Genomic DNA, 19,860 nt, shown 5'->3' with positions numbered 1-19,860 from the left:
CTGGTTCAGAATGAACATAGAGCGCAGTACGCAACGGCGAGTACTACCACCCAGGTAGCTACGCGACGGTCGGGACACATCGTGAACACCGAGCTCGAGACATGAGAACGCAGGTTCGCTCATGATCGCACCAGAAGGCCCTTTTCCGCTGTCCGCCGCCCAGCGCGGCATCTGGTTCGCCCAGCACATCGCGGGCGATACGCCCATCTCCATCGCCCAATACGTCGAACTGGCCGGCGAGATCGACCACACGCTGCTCACCGAGGCGGTCCGGCAGACCGGCCGTGAGTTCGGCACCGGCTACCTGCGACTGGTCGACGTCGACGGCCAGCCGCATCAGATCGTCGACCTGTCCCTCGACGACGAGATCGCCCGAGTGGATCTGCGCGACCGTCCCGACCCGGAAGCCGCCGCGCACACCTGGATGCGGGCCGAGTACACCGCACCCCTGAACGTGATGCGCGACCGATTGGTCCGCCTCGCCATGCTGCGGGTCGCCGAGGACCGCTGGTTCTGGTACGCGCGCATGCACCACATCGTGTTGGACGGGATGGGCGCGCTCGCTCTCGTCCAGCGCACCGGCGAGCTCTACAACGCCGCCTTCGACGGCCGCGAGCCGCCACCGACCAAGGCCGAGCCGTTGCAGAAGATCGTCGAGGCCGATCTGGCCTACCGGACCTCGACCCGCTTCGCGACCGACCGCGAGTACTGGCGCGATCACCTGGCCGAACTGGCCGATCCGGTCACCCTCGCCGGCCGTGACGCCGAGGTCGACGGCCACCCCAACCGGGTCTCGGGCGCCCTGCCCGCGGAGACGACCGCCCTGCTGGATTCCGTTGCCGCCTCGGTGAACTCGGGCGTCGCGCCCACGGTGGTCGCCGCGTTCGGCGCCTATCTCGCCGCGATGACCGGCGCGCCGGAGGTGGTCTTGAGCCTGCCGGTGTCCGCGCGGACCTCGGCGACCCTGCGCCGTTCGGGCGGCATGCTCGCCAATGTCGTCCCGCTGCGGGTCACCCTCGATCCCACGACGACCGTCGGCGCGGTGATCCTGGCTGTCCAGGCCGAACTGACCGGCGCGTTGCGACGTCAGCGCTATCGCCAGGAAGACATCGTCCGTGATCTCGGCTGGGCGATGGACGAGGCGACGTCGTTCGGTCCTGCCGTGAATCTGATGATGGTGGACACCAGGATCGCGCTCGGCCCGGTGGTCGGACGGCTCAATGTGCTCACCTCGGGCCTGATCGACGACCTGTTCGTCAACCTGTACCCCGGTGTGGGCGGCGAGAGCACCCACATCGATCTCCAAGGCAACGGAAACCTCTACAGCGACGCCGAGCTGGCGGCTCACCACGATCGCTTCCTGATGTTCCTGCACCGGTTCCTCGTCGCCGGCCCCGATGCCCCACTGTCGACGGTGCCGGTCCTCTCGGCCGCCGAGCAGGCGGCCTCGGTGCCCGCGTATGGTCCGGCCGGGGTCGAGCCGAAGACCCTGCCCGAGATCCTCGCCGCGGGCGCCGCGATCGATCCGGACGCGGCGGCCCTTCGCTGGGGTACCGACGACACACTGAGCTACCGCGAGGTCGACGACTACACGAATCGGCTGGCCCGCCTGCTGATCGCCGCGGGCGCAGGCCCCGAACACGGTGTCGCACTGTCTATTCCACGCTCCGCGGAATCGGTGCTCGCCACGATCGCGGTGGCCAAGACGGGCGCGCCGTTCGTCCCGATCGATCCGACCTATCCCGATGACCGGATCGAGCACATGATCGACGACAGCGGCGTCGTCACCGGCTTGACTGTCACCCGGGTACGTAAGTCCTTGCCCGACAAGGTCGATTGGCTCGCCCTCGACGCCGAAACCACTGTCGCGAACCTCGCCGCACAGGACGCCGCACCGATCACCGATGCCGAGCGAACCGCCGCGATCGGGCTCGATCAGGTCGCCTACATCATCTACACCTCCGGGTCGACCGGACTGCCCAAGGGCGTCCTGGTCTCCCACCGCGGCCTGGCGAATCTCGCCGCGAGTTCGGGGGCCGGATTCGGCGTCGACGCCGACTCGGTCGTCGCCCACGCGGTGTCGCCGAGCTTCGATATCTCCGTCGAGGAGATCCTGGTGACCCTGGCCGCCGGTGCCACCCTCGCGGTGGTTCCGCCGTCGGCGTACGCGGGTGAGGACATGGCGCAGGTGTTGCGCACGCATCGCGTCACCCATCTCAATGTCACCCCGGCCGTGGTCGGTTCCCTCGACCCGGCGACCCTGCCCGATCTGCGCACGATCGTCGTCGGCGGCGACGCCTGTCCGCCGGAGCTGGTGTCGAAATGGGCCGGGCGCGCGCTGATCAACGGCTACGGACCCACCGAAACCACCGTCACCACCACCCTGACCGAACCGCTGGTCCCCGGCGCCCCGGTGACGATCGGCAGTCTCGTGCGCGGCGTGTCGGGCCTGGTGCTCGACTCCTGGCTGCGACCGGTCCCCGCGGGCACCGTGGGCGAGCTGTACCTCGCCGGGCCGGGCGTCGCGCGTGGCTACCACCGGCGCAGCGGCTTGACCGCGAGCCGGTTCGTCGCGAATCCGCACGCGCCCGGCGAGCGGATGTATCGCACCGGCGATCTGGTGCGGTGGACCGACCGCGACACACGATTCACCCTGGAGTACCAGGGCCGCAGCGACTTCCAGGTGAAGGTGCGCGGCTACCGGATCGAGCTGGGCGAGATCGATGCCGCGTTGCAGCGGCTTCCCGAGATCGATTTCGCGATCACCCTCGGCGTCGAGACCGCCACCGGCGCGACCGCGCTCGTCTCCTACGTCACGACCGAGCCGGGCACCGAGGTCCATCCCGAAGCGGTGAAAGCCGCTGTCGGTGAACGTCTTCCGGCCTACATGGTGCCCGCCGTGGTGATGGTTCTCGACGAGGTTCCGCTCACCCCACTCGGCAAGGTGGACCGAAAGGCTTTGCCCGCACCGGATTTCAGTGCCCGCACCGTCACGAGCCGCGCGCCGTCCACGCCGCGCGAGCAAACTCTGGCAGCCCTGTTCGCCGAAGTGCTCGGACTCGACACCGTCGGGGTCGACGAGAGCTTCTTCGCCCTCGGTGGCGACAGCATCGTTTCCATCCAGCTGGTCTCGCGCGCGAAGGCCGCCGGTATCTCGTTCAGCGCCCGCGATGTCTTCGAACGCAAGACGGTCGCCGCACTGGCCGCGGTCGCGGACGACACCGAGGTCGTCGTGGTGGACGAACTGCCCGGTGGCGGTGTCGGTGCGGTGGAGCTCACCCCGATCGTGCACGCGATGGTCGAGCACGGCGATACCTGGGGTCGCTACGGACAGGCCGTGCTCATCGGGCTGCCCGCCGACTTCGACCGCCCGCGGCTCGCCGCGGCGCTACAGGTCCTGCTCGAACACCACGATCTGCTCCGTTCGTCGCTGCGCCGAACCCCGGACGGCTGGGAATGGCTTGTCGCCGAACGTGGTTCGGTCGACGCCGCGACGTTGATCGACGTGGTCCGAGCCGACACCGACGACGCGGTCGACCGCGCCCTACAGGATGCCGCGGATCGCCTCGATCCCACCGCCGGCGCCGTTGCCCGGTTCGTCATGATCGAACGCGCCGACGCCGACCCGCTGTGCTGGCTGGTCCTGCACCACCTGGTCACCGATGGCGTCTCGTGGCGAATCCTGCTGCCGGACTTGGCCACCGCGGCCTTCGGCGGCGCACTCGACCCCGTCGGCACCTCCTTCCGCCGCTGGGCGCACGGCCAGGTCGAGAACGCCACCTCGCGACTCGACGAACTGCCGAACTGGCAGCGAATCCTGGCCACACCCGATCCGTCCTTCGCCACGGACTCGCCGCCTGCCACCTTCGATCCGGCCGTCGACGTGGTCACCACCATGGCGCAATGGCAGACAACGGTGCCCGCCGACCTCGCGCACACCGTTCTGCACGCGGTACCCGAGCAATTCCATTGCGGCGCGGACGAAGTACTCCTCGCGGCGCTCGTCATGGCCGTGTGCCGGTGGCGCGAACGCACCGGCGCCCTGCTGACGCTGGAGGGCCACGGCCGCAGTGAATCCCTGCTGCCCGGCGCCGATGTCGCACGCACCGTCGGCTGGTTCACCAGCGTGTATCCGGTCGCGCTCGACCTGACCGAGATCGATCTCGGCGACGCGTTCGCCGGTGGACGCGCGGCGGGTTCGGCGATCAAGGCGACCAAGGAGCAACTGCGGTCGGTCCCTGATCGCGGTGTCGGCTTCGGCCTGCTGCGCTATCTGGACGACGAGACCGCCGCGGCGCTGGCGGACGCGCCGACACCGCAGCTGAGCTTCAACTATCTCGGCAGGGCGGTGACCGGCAGCGATCCCTGGGTACCGCAACGCTTCGCCGCGACCAACGACGACCGCGCTCCGCTGGCCGCTGTCGTCGATATCAACGCGGTGCTCACCGATGCCGGCTTGGAAGTCACCTGGGCCTACGCGAGCAGGCTGCTCGACGAGGCCGAGGTGCGCGAGTTGGCCGAGCTGTGGTCGCAGGCCCTGCGCGCGCTGGTGACCCACGCCGAATCCGGCGACGCGGGTGGCCGCACCCCCTCGGACTTCGAGCTCGTCACAATCGATCAACCACAGATCGAACGCTGGGAGCACTCCTACCCGAAACTCACCGATGTCTGGCCGCTCTCGCCGCTGCAGTACGGCCTGCTCTTCCACGCGCTCTACGACTCCGACACCGCCGACGGTTACACGGTCCAATCGCTGCTCACCCTGGCGGGCACGGTCGACGCCACCCGGCTGCGCGGCGCGGCACAGGCGCTGATCGATCGGCACGAGAATCTGCGCGTGGCCTTCGTCGAGACCGACGACGGCCCCCGCCAACTGGTCCTGTCCGCGGCCGAGATCCGCTGGCACGACATCGATCTCACCGAGATCGCCGACGACGAGCAGCGAGCGCGCGAACTCGACCGGGTGATCGAACTCGACGCGCTGACCCGCTTCGACCTGACCGGTCCCCCGCTGCTGCGCTTCACGCTGATCAGGACCGCCCCGGAGAACTTCCGGCTCGTCATGACCAATCACCATCTCGTGCTCGACGGTTGGTCGACACCGCTGCTGGTTCGGGAACTGCTCACCCTGTACGTCACCGCGGGCGACGCGTCGATGTTGCCGCCCGCCCGGTCCTACCGCGAATTCCTGTCCTGGCTCGAAGAACAGGACGCCCAAGCCTCGCTCGACGCGTGGAAACAGGCCCTGTCCGGGATCGACACACCGACCCGAGCCGTCCCCACGCTCGCCGGGATCGAGTCGACCGAGACCGGGATGCTCTCGCACGATCTGTCCGCGGCCACGGTCGCGGTGCTCGAGTCCGCTGCCAGGGAAGCGGGCGCGACCGTGAACACCCTGGTCCAGGCCGGTTGGTCGATGCTGCTGGCCATGCTCACCGGCCGCACCGATGTGGTGTTCGGCGCCACGGTGTCCGGTCGGCCGCCGGAGCTGCCCGGTGTCGAGGACATGGTCGGGCTGTTCATCAATACCGTGCCCGTGCGGGTGACGCTGGATCCGTCGGAGAAGGTTTCCGACCTGCTCGCCCGCGTGCAGGCCGAACAGGCGCGGCTCATGGACCATCAGCACGTCGGCCTCGCCGCCATCCACCGCGCCGTCGGTCTGGCCGAATTGTTCGACACCCTCACCGTTTTCGAGTCCTACCCCATTGATCGCGAGGCGTTGTCCCAAGCCCTGGATATCGCGGGCATGCGAGTGCTCGACATCGAGGGCACCGACGCGACGCCGTACCCGTTGAACCTCATGGTGATTCCGCTGCGCGGCGAGGCCGGCGCGGGCGATGCCCTGCGCATCACGGTGAAGTTCATGGCCGATCAGCTGGAACACACTGCGGCACAGACACTCCTGGACCGCTTCATCCGACTCCTCGCGCAACTCGCCGAGAACCCGCATGCGATGGTGTCGCAGCTGCGGAACTGCAGCGATGCCGAAACGGCCGCACTCGCACCGGTTCACGGCCCACCGCCGCTGCCGATGCGCACACTGGCCGACGTCCTCACGGCGGGCGCGCGCATCGATCCCGAGGCGATCGCGGTCAGCGCGGGTGAGCTGCGGATGAGCTACGGCGAACTCGACGCCTGGTCCAATCGGTTCGCCCGGGTGCTGCTCCGTCGCGGGATCGGCCCCGAGGTGTTCGTGGTACTCGCGCTGACCCGGTCGCTGGAATCGGTGGTGGCCGTGTGGGCGCTGGCCAAGACCGGTGCGGCTTTCGTTCCGCTGGATCCGAGCTACCCGGTGGAGCGGATCGAGCACATGCTCACCGATTCGAAGGCCCCGATCGGCGTCACAGTGACGGCCACCGGCGACGACCTGCCAGGGTCCATCGACTGGCTGCTGCTCGACGACCTGAACACCATGCGCCGCGCCATGCTGGTCTCCGACGCGCCGATCACCGATGACGAACGCGGCGGCCCTGTCGATATCGACCACACCGCCTACCTGATCTACACCTCCGGTTCCACCGGAAAGCCCAAGGCGGTGTTGCTCAGCCACCGCGGTATCGCGAATCTCGTCACCGCCCAGCGGGAGACCTTGGCACTCGACCCGTCGGCTAGCGCGTTGCAGGTCGCCTCCCCCAGTTTCGACGCCTCCGTCTTCGAAATGCTGACCGCGCACGCGGCAGGTGGACGCCTGGTCGTGTCGCCGCCGGAGGTCTACGGCGGCACCGAACTAGAGACGCTGCTGCGCACCGAGCGGGTCACCCACGCGGTGATCACCCCGTCGGCGCTGGCAACGATGGAGCCCACCGATCTCACCGATCTGCGGGTGCTGTCGGTGGCAGGCGAGGCGGCCACCCCCGAGCTCATCGAGAAGTGGGCCGCGGGCAGGCGGATGGTGAACCTGTACGGCCCCACCGAGTTCAGCATCTGGGCGACCGGCCCCGCCGAGTTGGTCGCGGGCGAGCCGGTGACCATCGGCGGACCGATTCGCGGTGCGGCGCTGGTAGTGCTGGACAGCTGGTTGCGGCCGGTGCCGATCGGCATCGCGGGCGAGCTGTATCTGGCCGGTCCCGCGCTGGCGCGTGGCTACTTCAACCGGTTCGAGATGACCGCGAGCCGGTTCGTCGCCAACCCCTTCGGCAGCGCCGGGGAACGCATGTACCGGACCGGTGACATGGTGCGCTGGGTCACGGGCGAGAACGCCGCGCTCACCCTGGAATACTTGGGCCGCAGCGACTTCCAGGTCAAGATTCGCGGCCTGCGGATCGAACTCGGGGAGATCGACGCGGTGCTCTCGCGCGTCGACGAGGTGGACTACGCGGTGACGATCGGGCGCGAAGGACCGGCGGGCGCCACCGTGCTCGTGTCCTACGTGCTTCCTGTGCCGAATGTCGAACTCGACACCGAGCGACTGCGCGCACAGGTGGCGGCGGAACTGCCCGGGTACATGGTGCCCGCCTATGTCGTTGTGCTGGAAGACATCCTGCTCACACCTGTCGGCAAGCTGGACCGCAAAGCCCTTCCGATACCGGACTTCTCGGTGACGCAGCAGTCCTATCTCGCGCCGCGCACGCCGATCGAACAGGCTGTCGCCGAGGTGTTCGCGGAGGTCCTCGGCAGCGAGCGGGTGAGCGTCGACCAGTCCTTCTTCGAGCTGGGCGGCAACTCGCTGAGCGCGACAAAGGTGGTGGCCCGGGTCAATTCGGCACTCGGGTCCAGCATCGCCCTGCGTGATCTGTTCGACGCACCGAGCGTTGCCCAGTTGTCCTCGCGGGTCGTCCCGGCCGCCGAAGGCAGCGCGGGTCGCCCGGCCCTCGCCCCGCGTCCGCGGCCCGACCGCATCCCGCTGTCCCCCGCGCAGCAGCGCATGTGGGTGCTCAACCAGCTCGACCCGGAGTCGTCGGCCTACAACATCGCGATCGCCCTTCGCCTCACCGGATCCCTGGACGTGGAGGCCATGCGCCGCGCACTCGCCGACGTGGTCGAACGCCAGGAAAGTCTGCGCACGCGCTACCCCGCCGACGACGAAGGCCCACGCCAGGTCGTCGTCGGCATCGACGGTTCCACCCCCGCGATGCCATTGATCGGTACCGAAGACGGTGCGCCACTGCGGGATCGGATCAACGAACTGGCGGGAACCGGATTCGATCTCACCCGTGAGCCCCCGTTGCGGGTAGGCCTGTACCGCCTCGACGCTGCGAACTCCGCCAGCTCTACCAACGGCTCCCCCGCCGCCGAGCAGCATGTCGTCGTCCTCGTGGTGCACCACATCAGCGCGGACGGCGCGTCGATGGCGCCGTTGGCGGCCGACCTGGTGGCCGCGTACTCGGCGCGGGTGTCGGGCGCGGCACCCAGCCGACCTCCACTCGCCGTGCAGTACGCCGACTTCGCCCTGTGGCATCGCGAACTGCTCGGCACCGGCACGGAAGCAGACTCTGTCGCCGCACAGCAGATCCAGTATTGGCGTGAGAACCTCGCCGACGCCCCGGATGCCCTGGAACTGCCCAGCGATCGCCCCCGCCCCGCGGTGCAGTCGATGCGCAGCGACGATATCGACTTCACCGTCGACGAACAGACCCATCGCGCGTTGATCGACTTCGCCGCCGCGAACAACGTCAGCGTGTTCATGGTGGTCCACGCCGCACTCGCGGTCCTGCTGGCCCGACTCGGCGGCACCGGCGATGTCGTCATCGGCACCCCGATCGCGGGTCGCGGCGAAGCCGCCCTCGACGACCTCGTCGGCATGTTCGTGAACACCCTTGCCCTGCGCACGCCGGTCGACCCCGGCACCGGCTTCCGGCAGCTGCTGGCGACGGTTCGCTCCACCGACCTCGACGCCTTCGCCCACGCCGACCTGCCGTTCGAGCAGCTCGTCGGGGCGCTCGACCCCACCCGATCGACCGCCCACCACCCGCTGTTCCAGGTATCGCTGTCGCTGCAGAACTTCATCGAGCCGGTGCTCGAACTGCCCGGACTCCGCTTCGAAGTCGAGGACTTCGACCGCCGCTCCTCGGCCTTCGACCTCACCCTCGACCTGCGCGAACGGTTCGGCGAAACAGGCCCCGCAGGCATCGACGGCGTCCTGACCTACGCAACGGACCTGTTCGACGCGAGCACGGTCACCGCGTTCGCGACCCGATGGCGGCAGGTCCTGTCCACCGTCCTCGCCGATATCGACATCCGCCTCACCGATATCGACATCCTCGCCGAAGCCGAACGCGCGGAGCTGATTCCGGTCCGCGGTCCCGCCACCGCGGGAACGACCACCTTGGCCGAGCTCCTCACCACAACCGCCACCACCTTCCCCGACCGGCCCGCGCTGGTCACCGACACCACCGCGCGGATATCCGGCACGACCACCTACCGCGCGTTGCACGCGCGGTCGAACCAGCTGGCCAGGCTGCTGATCGAGGCGGGGGCCCATACCGAAACCGTGGTAGCGCTGGGCCTGCCCCGCTGCGCCGAACTGCACACCGGCATCTGGGCAGCGGCGAAGGTGGGCGCTGCCTTCCTGCCGGTCGACCCGAAGCATCCGGCGGACCGTATCGACCACATGCTCACCGATTCCGGCGCCCAGGTCGGGATCACCCTCGCCGAGTACCGACCACAGCTCTCCGACGCCACCCGCTGGTTGATCCTCGACGACGCCGAGTTCGCCGCGCGCCTGGACGCCACCGAGGACGCCGACCTCACCGCCGAGGAACTGCCGGTCCCGATCAGGGTCGAGAACCCGGCCTGGATGATCTACACCTCCGGCTCCACCGGCACCCCCAAGGGCGTCACCGTCACCCATCGCGGCCTGGCCGACCTGGTCGCCTCCCAGCGCGCCGACCTCACCCTCGACGAACACGCCCGGGTATTGCAGGTCGCCTCACCGAGTTTCGACGCGTCGATCTTCGAGGCGCTCATGGCTTTCGGCGGCGGCGGGGCCTCGGTGATCGCCCCACCGGAGGTCTTCGGCGGCGCACCGCTGGCGGAACTGATCGCCGCCGAGTCGGTCACCCACATGGTGATCACGCCGTCGGCACTGGCCACCATCGATCCCGCCGAGGTGTCGAGCCTTCGGGTCCTCGCGGTCGCGGGTGAGGCGGTCGGCCCCGATCTGGTCGCCCGCTGGTGCGGCGGCGCAGGCGGGCGCACGATGGTCAACCTGTACGGCCCGACCGAATACACCATCTGGGCAACAGGATCCGAGCCGCTGTCGGCCACCGAACCGGTCACCATCGGCGCTCCTGTTCGCGGTGCGGCGGTACTGGTCCTCGACGACCGACTGCGCCCCGTACCGGTCGGCGTCGCGGGCGAGCTGTACCTCACGGGCACCGCCCTCGCGCGGTGCTACCACGCCCGGCCGAGCCTGACCGCGGCGCGATTCGTCGCCGACCCGTTCGGCGGCTCCGGTGAACTCCTGTATCGCACAGGCGATCTGGTGCGGTGGATGCGCACGCCCGCCGGATTGGCACTGGAATACCTCGGTCGCACCGACTTCCAGGTAAAGGTACGCGGCCAACGCATCGAACTCGGCGAGATCGACGCGGTGCTCGGCGCCATCGACGGCGTCGATCTCGCTGTGACACTGGGCGTTCCAGGTCCGACCGGTTCCACCGCCCTCGCCGCCTACCTGGTGCGGATGCCCGACGCCGAGCTCGATATCGCGCACATCCGTGCCACGGCGGCCGACGCCCTGCCCGCCTATATGCTCCCCGCCGCCTTTGTGGTCCTGGACGAGATCCCCATCAACGCGGTCGGCAAGCTCGATCGAAAAGCACTGCCGGAACCGGTGTTCGTCACCGACGACACCGCGTACCGCGCACCGGAGACACCGACCGAACTGGTGCTGGCCGAGGTCTTCGCCGAACTGCTCGGCCGCGCGCAGGTCGGCATCGACGACTCCTTCTTTGCCCTCGGCGGCGACAGCATCCTCGCCATCCAGCTGGTCACCCAGGCGAAGCTGCGCGGGGTCCACTGCACACCGCTGCAGGTGTTCGAACATCGCACGGTCGCGGCGCTGGGCGCGGCCGTCGATGCCGCCGAGACGTTCGAGGCACTCGAGGAACTGCCCGGCGGCGGTATCGGCGACCTGCCACTCACCCCGATCGTCCGATACATGATCGAACGCGGCGGCGATTTCGACCGGTTCGCCCAAACCGCGGTCTTGGAACTGCCGGTCGGCATCGACCGCGCGCAACTCGTCACCACCCTTACCGCCGCGATCGACCGACACGACATGCTGCGAGCACGCCTGTGGGCAGACGATGACGGGTGGCGGCTGCGCGTGGCCGACCCCGGCTCGGTCGACGTCGACGCACTCGTGCACCGCACGGCCTTCGACGCCACCGACTCGATCGACCTGCGCGAATACGCGCAGACCGAACTCGACTCCGCGATGAACCGCCTGAATCCCGCCGACGGTGTCGTACTCCAATTCGTCTGGCTCGATCCAGTCGGCGACGCCGGTACGCACACCCGGCCCGGACGCCTGATCGTCGTCGCACACCACCTCGCGATCGACAGCGTGTCCTGGCGAATTCTGGTGCAGGACTTGATCGCCGCCTGGGCCCAGGTGGCAGCGGGCACCACCCCGGCGCTGCCCGAGATCGGCACCTCGATGCGGCGCTGGTCGCATGCGCTGACCGAGCAGGCCCATTCCGAGGGGCGGCTGGCCGAACTCGAGTACTGGCAACGGGTGGTGAACGGCCCCGACCCGCTGCTCGGCGCCCGCCACCTCGATCCGGCCACCGATCAGGGGCAGACGGTCCGCCGCCTCGATATCGAGGTCGACGAGAACACCACCACAGCGCTGCTCACCACCCTGCCCCGCCTGTTCCACGGCAGCGTCACCGACGCGCTGTTCGCCACCCTGGCTCTGGCGCTGGTGCGATGGCGTGCGCGCAGAGGCGTGGACGAGCCCTCGGCGCTGCTGCGCCTGGAAGGCCATGGCAGGCAGGAGGAAGTCGTGCCCGGCGCCGACCTGTCACGGACCATCGGCTGGTTCACGAACCTGTACCCGGTGCGGCTCGATCTCGCCGACATCGACGTCGAGGACGCCCTGTCCGGCGGACCCGCCATGGGCACGGCCATCCGCCGAGCCAAGCACGACCTCGCCGCGGTTCCGGACAAGGGCATCGGATTCGGGCTGCTGCGCTATCTGAATCCCGAAACAGCCGAACAACTCCCGACGCGACTGCCCGGTCAGATCTGCGTGAACTATCTCGGCAGGCACACCTCGGTCGACACACCCGCCGGCCTGGAGGGCTTGGGCTGGCTACCCACCGACGCGCTCGGCGATCTCGAGGCGGCCGAGCATCCAGAGGTACCGATCATGTCGGCGATCGATATCAACGCGATGGTGGTCGGCGACCGCCTCCAGGCCGACTTCGGTTACGCGGCTCAACTTTTGGCCCGCGAAGATGTCGCCGAACTCGCGAGTCTGTGGGTCGAGGCACTCGACGCGGCAGCACATTTCGCCGAAACCCCCGCTGCCCAGGCCGCTTCGGCCGACGAAGCCGCCGCCATGACCGCGCACACGGCGGCGGTCGCGGAACCGGGCCCGACCGGTCTCGGCCTCGATGTGCTGCTTCCGATCCGCCCCGACGGGGATCGACCCGCACTGTTCTGCGTCCACTCCTCCTCCGGAATGTCGTGGAGCTACCTGGGATTGGCCGAACAGCTACGGCCGGGGCGACCGATCTACGGCCTCCAGGCCCCCGATCTCAGCGGTCGCGAACCGTCGGCACGCTCGATCGAGGAATTCGCCCAGCGCTACGTCCGCGAGATCCGCGCGGTGCAGCCGAGCGGCCCCTATCACCTGCTCGGCTGGTCGTTCGGCGGTCTCATCGCCCAGGCGATGGCGGTGCAACTGTCCGCCGCGGGCGAGCAGGTGGGAGTCGTCGCACTCCTGGACACCGACACCGCCGATATCGACGGCGACACCATCGAGCGATTGTCGGCGGGCGCGTTCATCAACAGCTTCGGCGCCATCTTCGGCATCGACGACGTCCCCGCCGACTCGAGCGCCGAGGAGGCGGCCGAGCTCATCACCGCCCGACTCGGCGGGGTCGAACTCGTCGACGCCGCGACGATCGAGCGAATGGCGGGCTCCTACAACGCCTCCGCAGGCACGCGGACCGGATATCAGCGGCCGATCTACCACGGTGACGTCGTCTATTTCAGCGCCACGGTGGACCCCGCCGAATGGATGGGGCCCGACGGTTGGCGGCCCTACGTCACCGGCGACATCACCAACCACGACGTCGATGTGACCCACGACGAACTGACCAATCCCTATGCACTGTCGGTCATCTCGCCACTACTCGACGACCACTTGGAAGCAGGAGACCGGATATGAGCGTCGAACACACTCTCGTGCAGAGCAACCCGCGCACCGGCGGTGTCGTGGTCGAAGGGATCGAGAAGTCCTTCGGCGACGTCCACGCCCTACGCGGTGTCGATTTCGAGGCCGCCCCCGGTGAGGTGCTCGGCATCCTCGGTCCCAACGGCGCGGGCAAGACGACCATGGTGAACATCCTGTCCACCCTCGTCACCCCCGATCGCGGCCGGGCGGTGGTGGCCGGACACGATGTCGTCGACGACCCGGCCGCGGTACGCAAACGCATCATGCTGACCGGGCAGTACGCCGCGCTCGACGACATGCTCAGCGGCTACGAGAACCTGGTCATGTTCGGCAGGCTGATGGGGCTGCGCAAACCGGCGGCGCAGGCCAGAGCCAGAGAACTGCTCGGCGAATTCGACCTGGAGAAGGCCGCGAACCGGCGCGTCGGCACCTATTCCGGCGGCATGCGCCGCCGCATCGACATCGCCTGCGGGCTGGTGGTGCGGCCCGATGTCGTCTTCCTCGACGAGCCGACCACCGGACTCGACCCCCGCAGCAGGCAGGGCGTCTGGGACCTGGTGCGCGGCTTCAAGACCGCGGGTATCACCACCCTGCTCACCACCCAGTATCTGGAGGAAGCCGATGCGCTCAGCGATCAGATCATCGTGATCGATCACGGCGTGGTGATCGCCTCCGGCACCGCGGACGAGCTGAAACATCGCACCGGCGGCAGCTACTGCGAGATCGTGCCGCTGGATCTGGAAGGGTTGCCGACCATCGTCGCCGCGCTCGGCTCGCTGCTTCCCGCCGAGAACCTGGCCGCGCTCACTCCTGAATCGGACCGCATCACCATCCCCGCGCCCGACGGTGCCAAAACACTCGCCGAGGCACTGCGCCGACTCGACAACGCCTCGGTCGAACTCGTCGACATCGCCCTGCGCAGGCCCTCGCTCGACGATGTGTTCCTGCAGCTCACCGGTCACCTGGCCTCGAACGAGGACGAATCGAAGGCCACGGCATGACCGCCGCCACCTGGAACACCTCCGCGCGCGCGACACCGGAGACGGTGCAGCAGTGGTGGGTCCTGAGCACCCGACTGATCGTGCCCTCGATCAAATCCGGCGAGTTCCTCGCCTCGGTACTCGCCCCCGCGGCCTTCACGGCCAGCTTCTACATCCCGCTGAAAACTGTGATGACGTTCTCCGGCAACGGTTTCAGCAGCTACGCCCAGTACATGATGCCGCTGGTGATCCTGCAGGCCGCCGCGTTCACCGCCATCTCGGCGGCGTTCCGTTCGGCCACCGATTCCGTGGCCGGCCTCAACCGCCGCTTCGGCGCGATGCCGCTGCGCCCGCTGGTTCCGGTCGCGGCGCGAATGTCGGCCAACCTGTTCCGGCTGCTCATCTCGTTGGCCGCGGGGATCGCCGCGGGCTATGTGATCGGTTTCCGGTTCCGACTCGACGCCATGCACACTCTCGGATATCTGGCGTTCTCGGTCCTCATCGGACTCGCGTTCACCCTCGGCGCGGATGTGATCGGCACGCTGTCCAAGAGCCCCGAAGCCACCTCGCAGGCGCTGCTGCTACCCCCGTTGATCTTCGGCATGCTCTCGACCGGTCTCGCCCCGGCCAGCCAGTTCCCGGAGTGGATCCAGTGGTTTGTCCGCAATCAACCGGTCTCCCAGTTCGCGATCGTGTTGCGCGCGCTAGCCGGTGACACCTTGGGCAACGCCGGGACGGTGACCTGGTCGCTGGTGACCCCGTCGCTGCTCTGGCTTGCCGCGATGCTGGCGATCTGCACGCCGGTAGCCATCCGGCTGAGTTCCAGGAGGGCCTGATGGCAGAACAACTCGAGACCTCGGCGGTGTCGCTGCTGCGGCACACGTTGATCCAGACCGAACGGCTGCTGGTGCGCTGGGCACGCAACCCGGTCACGCTGCTGGAGACCCTGTTCATCCCGTGCCTGCTGCTGCTGATGCTCGACATCGTGGTGGGCGGTCAGATCCAGAAGTTCACCGGCGACGATGCCCTCTACGGCTCGGTGCCGATGGTCGCCCTGGTCGGCGCGCTGTCCGGGGCCGTCGCCAGTGGCGTGCTGCTCGGCCGGGAACGCGACGCCGGCCTGCTGGCCAAATTCTGGGTGCTGCCCGTGCATCGCGCCTCCGGCCTGATCTCGCGCATCCTCGCCGAGGGCTGCCGCATCCTGCTCGGCACCGTGACGGTGCTGATCGTCGGCTACCTGCTCGGCTTCCGTTTCCACCACGGTCCACTGGCCGCCTTGGTATTCCTGGCGATCCCCGTGGTGTTCGGACTCGCCTTCGCCACCATGGTCACCGCCGTCGCCGTCTACAGCGCGAAGGCCTCACTGGTCGAGGGCATCACGATCCTCGCCTCGCTGATGATGTTCTTCAGCACCGGATTCGTGCCGCTCGTCGCCTTCCCGACCTGGATTCAGCCGGTGGTCGCCAACCAGCCGATGTCGGTCGCCGTCGACGCCATGCGCGGCCTGTCCGACACCGGTCCCATCGCCCGACCGCTACTGCTCACCCTCGCTTGGTCCGGCGCCGCCCTCCTGTTGTTCGCCGTGCCCGCGGCCATCGGCTTCCGGCGCGCGAGCCGCCGGTAGTTCGGCCCGCGAACCCGCGGCACTCGCACCCGGAGCAACGCAGTACCCTCGTGCGCATGCCGGTGAGCGCCCGAGACCGCACCCGATTGAGTCGCACCGCCGAGGCTGTCCGCTCGCGCGGTGTCGTCGCGGCTGCCGCGTTGCTGTGTGCCGCACTGCTCGCCACGGGTTGCGCGGACAAGCACGACGACGCGAGCACGATCATCCGCACCACCACCAATATCGCGGGTGCGGGGGTGGTCGGCACCGATCGCGACACCGCGACCGCGTGCCCGTTGCCGAGCGCACCCGATGCGGGCTCCGGCGCGACCCGCACGGTCACCCACACCGCCGGGGTATCGCAGGTTCCCGCCGACCCGAAGCGCATCGTCGTCCTCACCACCTCGGCACTCGACGCGGCCTGCGCGCTGGGCCTGTGGGAGCGGGTCGCGGGCGCGGTCACCCTCGACGGCGATCGTTCGCAGCCGATGTACCTGGGCTACGGCGTGGTGAAGGTGCCGAGCGTCGGCCCGATCGGTCAGCCCGATCCGGCACGGATCGCCGAACTGAAGCCCGACCTGATCCTCGGCGACGTCGCCCCGGCCGCCGGCGGTTACGAGGCGCTGAGCAAGATCGCCCCCACCGTCCTGATCGGCGCCGGCGGTAGCTGGCAGTCCGATTTCGCCGCCTACTCCGCGGGCATGAACCGCGACGACGCCGCCGACACCGCCCTGCGGAACTACCTCACCGAGGCCCACGACCTCGGCCCCGCACTGAACGCGACCCAGTCCCAGGCCTCGGTGCTGCGCTTCACCGCCGACGCCACCCAGGTCCAGGGCTCGGAAACCTTTGCCGCCCAAGTCCTTTCCGATGTCGGGGTGCAACGACCGACCGCCCAGCGCGGCCGGTCCTTCGACATCACCGAAGCCGACCTCGCCACCAAGGCCGAAGGCGACGTCATCTACGTGATGTTCGACGGCCCCGACGGCGAGGAGCACGGCGAACAGGTCCTGCGCTCGACTCCCTTCGAGGAACTCAGCGCCTCCACCGACAAGCGCGTCTTCGCGGTGGACAACAACGTCTGGCACACGACAGGTCTCACCGCGGCCCGCGCGGTCCTCACCGACCTCCGCAACAGCCTCAACGGCTACGTCACCGATTGACTCCCAGCTAACTCCCAGCGTGTTCGCAGTCGCGGCGCAGTCCACGTACCTAGCGTGGTCGACGACACGACAGCGGCGAAGGAGCAGCGATGGGTGAGCACGATCTGGGACTCGGGCACGATCTCCGAGTGATGTCACGTCGGCGGGCGTTGAGTTTTCTCGGCGTCGCCGGGGTTGCGGCAGCGGCGGCGGGCTGCGCGACCTCGACCGACAGCACTGGCTCGAGCTCGGCCGAGTCCACCACCTCCGCGTCGGCGGAGACTCCCGCGGCGGCGCCGCAGGAAACAGCGGGCCCCTATCCCGGTGACGGTTCCAACGGACCCAATGTCCTGATCGAATCCGGCGTGGTCCGCTCCGACATCACCACCAGCTTCGGCGCGTATTCCGGTACCGCCCAGGGTGTTCCGATGACGCTCACCCTGAACCTGCGCGACCTCGTGAAGAACGCGGCAGGCACCGGAATGGCGGTGTACGTGTGGCATTGCGACCGCGAGGGCCGCTATTCCCTCTACACCGAGGGCGCCACCGAACAGAACTACCTGCGCGGCGTCCAAGTCGCCGACGACAACGGCACCGTACGGTTCACCTCAATCTTCCCCGCCTGCTATGCCGGCCGCTGGCCCCACATCCACTTCGAGGTCTACGACTCCCTTTCCACCGCGGTCGCAGGCGACAACGCCCGTCTCACCTCCCAGATCGCCCTCCCCCAGAACGCGTGCACCGCGGTCTTCGACGCCGACCCCGCCTACGTGAACAGCACCCGCAACCTGTCCGGCGTCACCCTGTCCTCCGATGGCGTCTTCGGCGACGGCTGGGACGCCGAACTGGCCACCGTCACCGGCACACCCACCACCACCATGTCCGTCTCACTCACCGTCGGCGTAGCGGCGAAATCCCAGAACACCCAGTCCGACAACGGTGCTCCACCCTCGGGCGGAGCACCGGGTGGCCCACCTCCCGGCGGCCCCGCACCACGCTGAAGAGCCCGCGGGCCGCGAAACCACATTTCCTCGGTGCGCAGTGTCCAGTCGGCGGGATTCACGCCGCCCCGCACTGCGGTCGAACTACCCTGAGACGACTGCCATACCTCTGGGGGAACGTCGGAGGTAGCCGACGACTGAGTAAGTGAGTTCGATCATGCATGTGCACCGCGAGCGCACCGATATCCATTTCACCGATACCGGCGCGGGTCAGCCGGTTGTGCTTTCCCACGGGTTCCTGATGGACGGAACCATGTTCGATCGAACCCGAGAAACGTTTGTGGAGAACGGATTTCGGGTCATCACCGTCGACGCCCGCAGTTTCGGCCACACCGAGGCCGACGTCACGAAGCCCTTCACCTATTGGGATCTCGCCGACGATATAGCCGCCGTCCTCGACCACCTCACCATCGCGGGCCCGGTCACTCTGGGCGGCATGAGCCAGGGCGGCTACACCGCCCTCCGCTTCGCGCTGCGCTACCCGAATCGCACCCGAGCCCTGATCCTTGCCTCGACTACCGCCGCGGCCGATACCCCGGAGCAATCCGCTCGATACCGCTCCATGGCCAGCGCTTGGACTGATCCCCGCGTCCCCCTGGAGCCGCAAGCCCGCGGACTCGCTCCGCTCCTCATCGGCGGCACCACCGACGATCAGGAACACTGGATCCACCGCTGGCTCAGCGATCCACACCGCGTACGCACCGCCGCGGCATGGGAAACACTCGCGACCCGTGACGAGATCACCCACCGACTCGCTGAAATACGCTGCCCAGCATTGGTTTTGCGTGGACACGCGGATCAGGCCGGGGGCACCGCAGACGATGCGTCAACGTTGGCCGAACTCCTTCCCGGCGCGGCAGGCTTCTCCTCGGTGATCGCCGGAACGAGCGCCGGCCACGGCATCTGGTGGACCCACCCCCAACCGGTCGCCCGGTGCGCCCTCTCATTCCTCCACAGCCTGAATGCTGCGAACCAATCGAGAACGTCAGCTCGATGAACGCAGCCGCGGCCCTCCCGAATCCTGTCGATCCACCGCTCGGTATTGCCGAGGAGTCGTGGCTTGCCCTCAGGACTGCACCCTCAGCGCCCCGAACGGTCCGCGGCGGCAGCCAATCCCAGGTGCACGATTTCGATGAAAGCCGTGAGATCTCTGATCAGCACGTCGATGTCACCTGCCGCACCGGCGTCGGTGTGGAGCCAGTCGGCGACCGTTTCGAACAGGCCGCCGATCGCGGAGACGGCCAGCGCGTGCAGGTCGACGCCGATACCTTCGGGGGGAACGAATCCGTATTCGCGCCACAGGGTTTCGAGGAACTGGGCGGCCCAGCGGCGGTTGGCTCGGCGCTGCTGTTCGACTTTTGCCGAAATGCCGCTGGCCTCACCGAAAGTCACCCTCGCCACGCGGGGGTCGTCGACCATCGAGTGGGCGAAGGCGCCGATGACGGCGGCGACCACGTCGTCGCGGGCGCCCGAGGAGGCCGACAGCGCGTCGGCGACCCTGTCCTGTGAACGTTCGCTCTGCTGCTGCAGCAGCGCCAGGTAGCAGTCTTCTTTGCTGTCGAAGAGCTCGTAGAAGGCCTTGTTGCCGACGAAGGCGGTCTGGCAGATCTGCTCGATCGCGGTGTTGACGTAACCGTCGGCGGCGATCAGGTCGAAGGCGGCGGCCAGGATCTGTTCACGCCTGCGCGCACGGCGCTGCTCGGCGTCCAGGCCCTGGATGCGCCGGGAGCGGACTTGGCTCTTGTCGGTCGACGTCACGCAGCTCAGCCTACAGATTGCCACATAT

The 19,860-nt window shown here is 68.5% G+C and carries 8 protein-coding genes; 7 read left to right on the top strand and 1 reads right to left on the bottom strand.

From position 1 onward, the window contains the following. Positions 1-121 precede the first annotated feature (121 nt). From IBJ82_RS00455 to IBJ82_RS00425, 7 genes are all read left to right on the top strand, one after another. The gene (locus tag IBJ82_RS00455) at positions 122-13,342 is read left to right on the top strand and encodes a non-ribosomal peptide synthetase (protein WP_194824001.1); all 13,221 of its coding nucleotides are present in this window, start codon (positions 122-124) and stop codon (positions 13,340-13,342) included. After that, positions 13,339-14,349: an ATP-binding cassette domain-containing protein gene (locus IBJ82_RS00450; protein WP_194824000.1), complete on the top strand. Its 1,011-nt coding sequence runs from the start codon at positions 13,339-13,341 to the stop codon at positions 14,347-14,349. The genes IBJ82_RS00455 and IBJ82_RS00450 overlap by 4 nt, the downstream gene beginning before the upstream one ends. After that, entirely contained in the window at positions 14,346-15,164 is an 819-nt protein-coding gene (locus tag IBJ82_RS00445) for an ABC transporter permease (protein WP_194823999.1), read from the top strand. Before IBJ82_RS00450 ends, IBJ82_RS00445 begins: the two co-directional genes overlap by 4 nt. Beyond that, the gene (locus tag IBJ82_RS00440) at positions 15,164-15,952 is read left to right on the top strand and encodes an ABC transporter permease (RefSeq protein ID WP_194823998.1); all 789 of its coding nucleotides are present in this window, start codon (positions 15,164-15,166) and stop codon (positions 15,950-15,952) included. Before IBJ82_RS00445 ends, IBJ82_RS00440 begins: the two co-directional genes overlap by 1 nt. A gap of 56 nt (positions 15,953-16,008) precedes the next feature. Further along, the gene (locus IBJ82_RS00435; RefSeq protein ID WP_056812308.1) at positions 16,009-17,094 is read left to right on the top strand and encodes an ABC transporter substrate-binding protein; all 1,086 of its coding nucleotides are present in this window, start codon (positions 16,009-16,011) and stop codon (positions 17,092-17,094) included. A gap of 89 nt (positions 17,095-17,183) precedes the next feature. Next, the gene (locus tag IBJ82_RS00430) at positions 17,184-18,074 is read left to right on the top strand and encodes a dioxygenase (protein ID WP_194823997.1); all 891 of its coding nucleotides are present in this window, start codon (positions 17,184-17,186) and stop codon (positions 18,072-18,074) included. 145 nt (positions 18,075-18,219) lie between these two features. Beyond that, on the top strand, positions 18,220-19,071 hold the full coding sequence (locus IBJ82_RS00425; protein ID WP_194823996.1) for an alpha/beta fold hydrolase: 852 nt from the start codon (positions 18,220-18,222) through the stop codon (positions 19,069-19,071). Between the two features lie 83 nt (positions 19,072-19,154). Here IBJ82_RS00425 and IBJ82_RS00420 read toward each other — a convergent pair whose 3' ends face one another. Next, positions 19,155-19,832 carry a TetR/AcrR family transcriptional regulator gene (locus tag IBJ82_RS00420; RefSeq protein ID WP_194823995.1) on the bottom strand — a complete coding sequence of 226 codons (678 nt, stop codon included), beginning with the start codon at positions 19,830-19,832 and terminating at the stop codon, positions 19,155-19,157. Between the last annotated feature and the right edge of the window lie 28 nt (positions 19,833-19,860).

This window comes from Nocardia sp. XZ_19_231 (assembly GCF_015355705.1).
GTDB lineage: Bacteria > Actinomycetota > Actinomycetes > Mycobacteriales > Mycobacteriaceae > Nocardia > Nocardia salmonicida.
The sequence above is the reverse complement of the archived record's forward strand: the minus strand, read 5'-3'. Positions and strand labels throughout refer to the sequence as shown.

Coding starts and splice junctions, on each gene's coding strand:
- IBJ82_RS00455 (WP_194824001.1), top strand. CDS start 122: ATGATCGCACCAGAAGGCCCTTTTCCGCTGTCCGCCGCCCAGCGCGGC.
- IBJ82_RS00450 (WP_194824000.1), top strand. CDS start 13,339: ATGAGCGTCGAACACACTCTCGTGCAGAGCAACCCGCGCACCGGCGGT.
- IBJ82_RS00445 (WP_194823999.1), top strand. CDS start 14,346: ATGACCGCCGCCACCTGGAACACCTCCGCGCGCGCGACACCGGAGACG.
- IBJ82_RS00440 (WP_194823998.1), top strand. CDS start 15,164: ATGGCAGAACAACTCGAGACCTCGGCGGTGTCGCTGCTGCGGCACACG.
- IBJ82_RS00435 (WP_056812308.1), top strand. CDS start 16,009: ATGCCGGTGAGCGCCCGAGACCGCACCCGATTGAGTCGCACCGCCGAG.
- IBJ82_RS00430 (WP_194823997.1), top strand. CDS start 17,184: ATGGGTGAGCACGATCTGGGACTCGGGCACGATCTCCGAGTGATGTCA.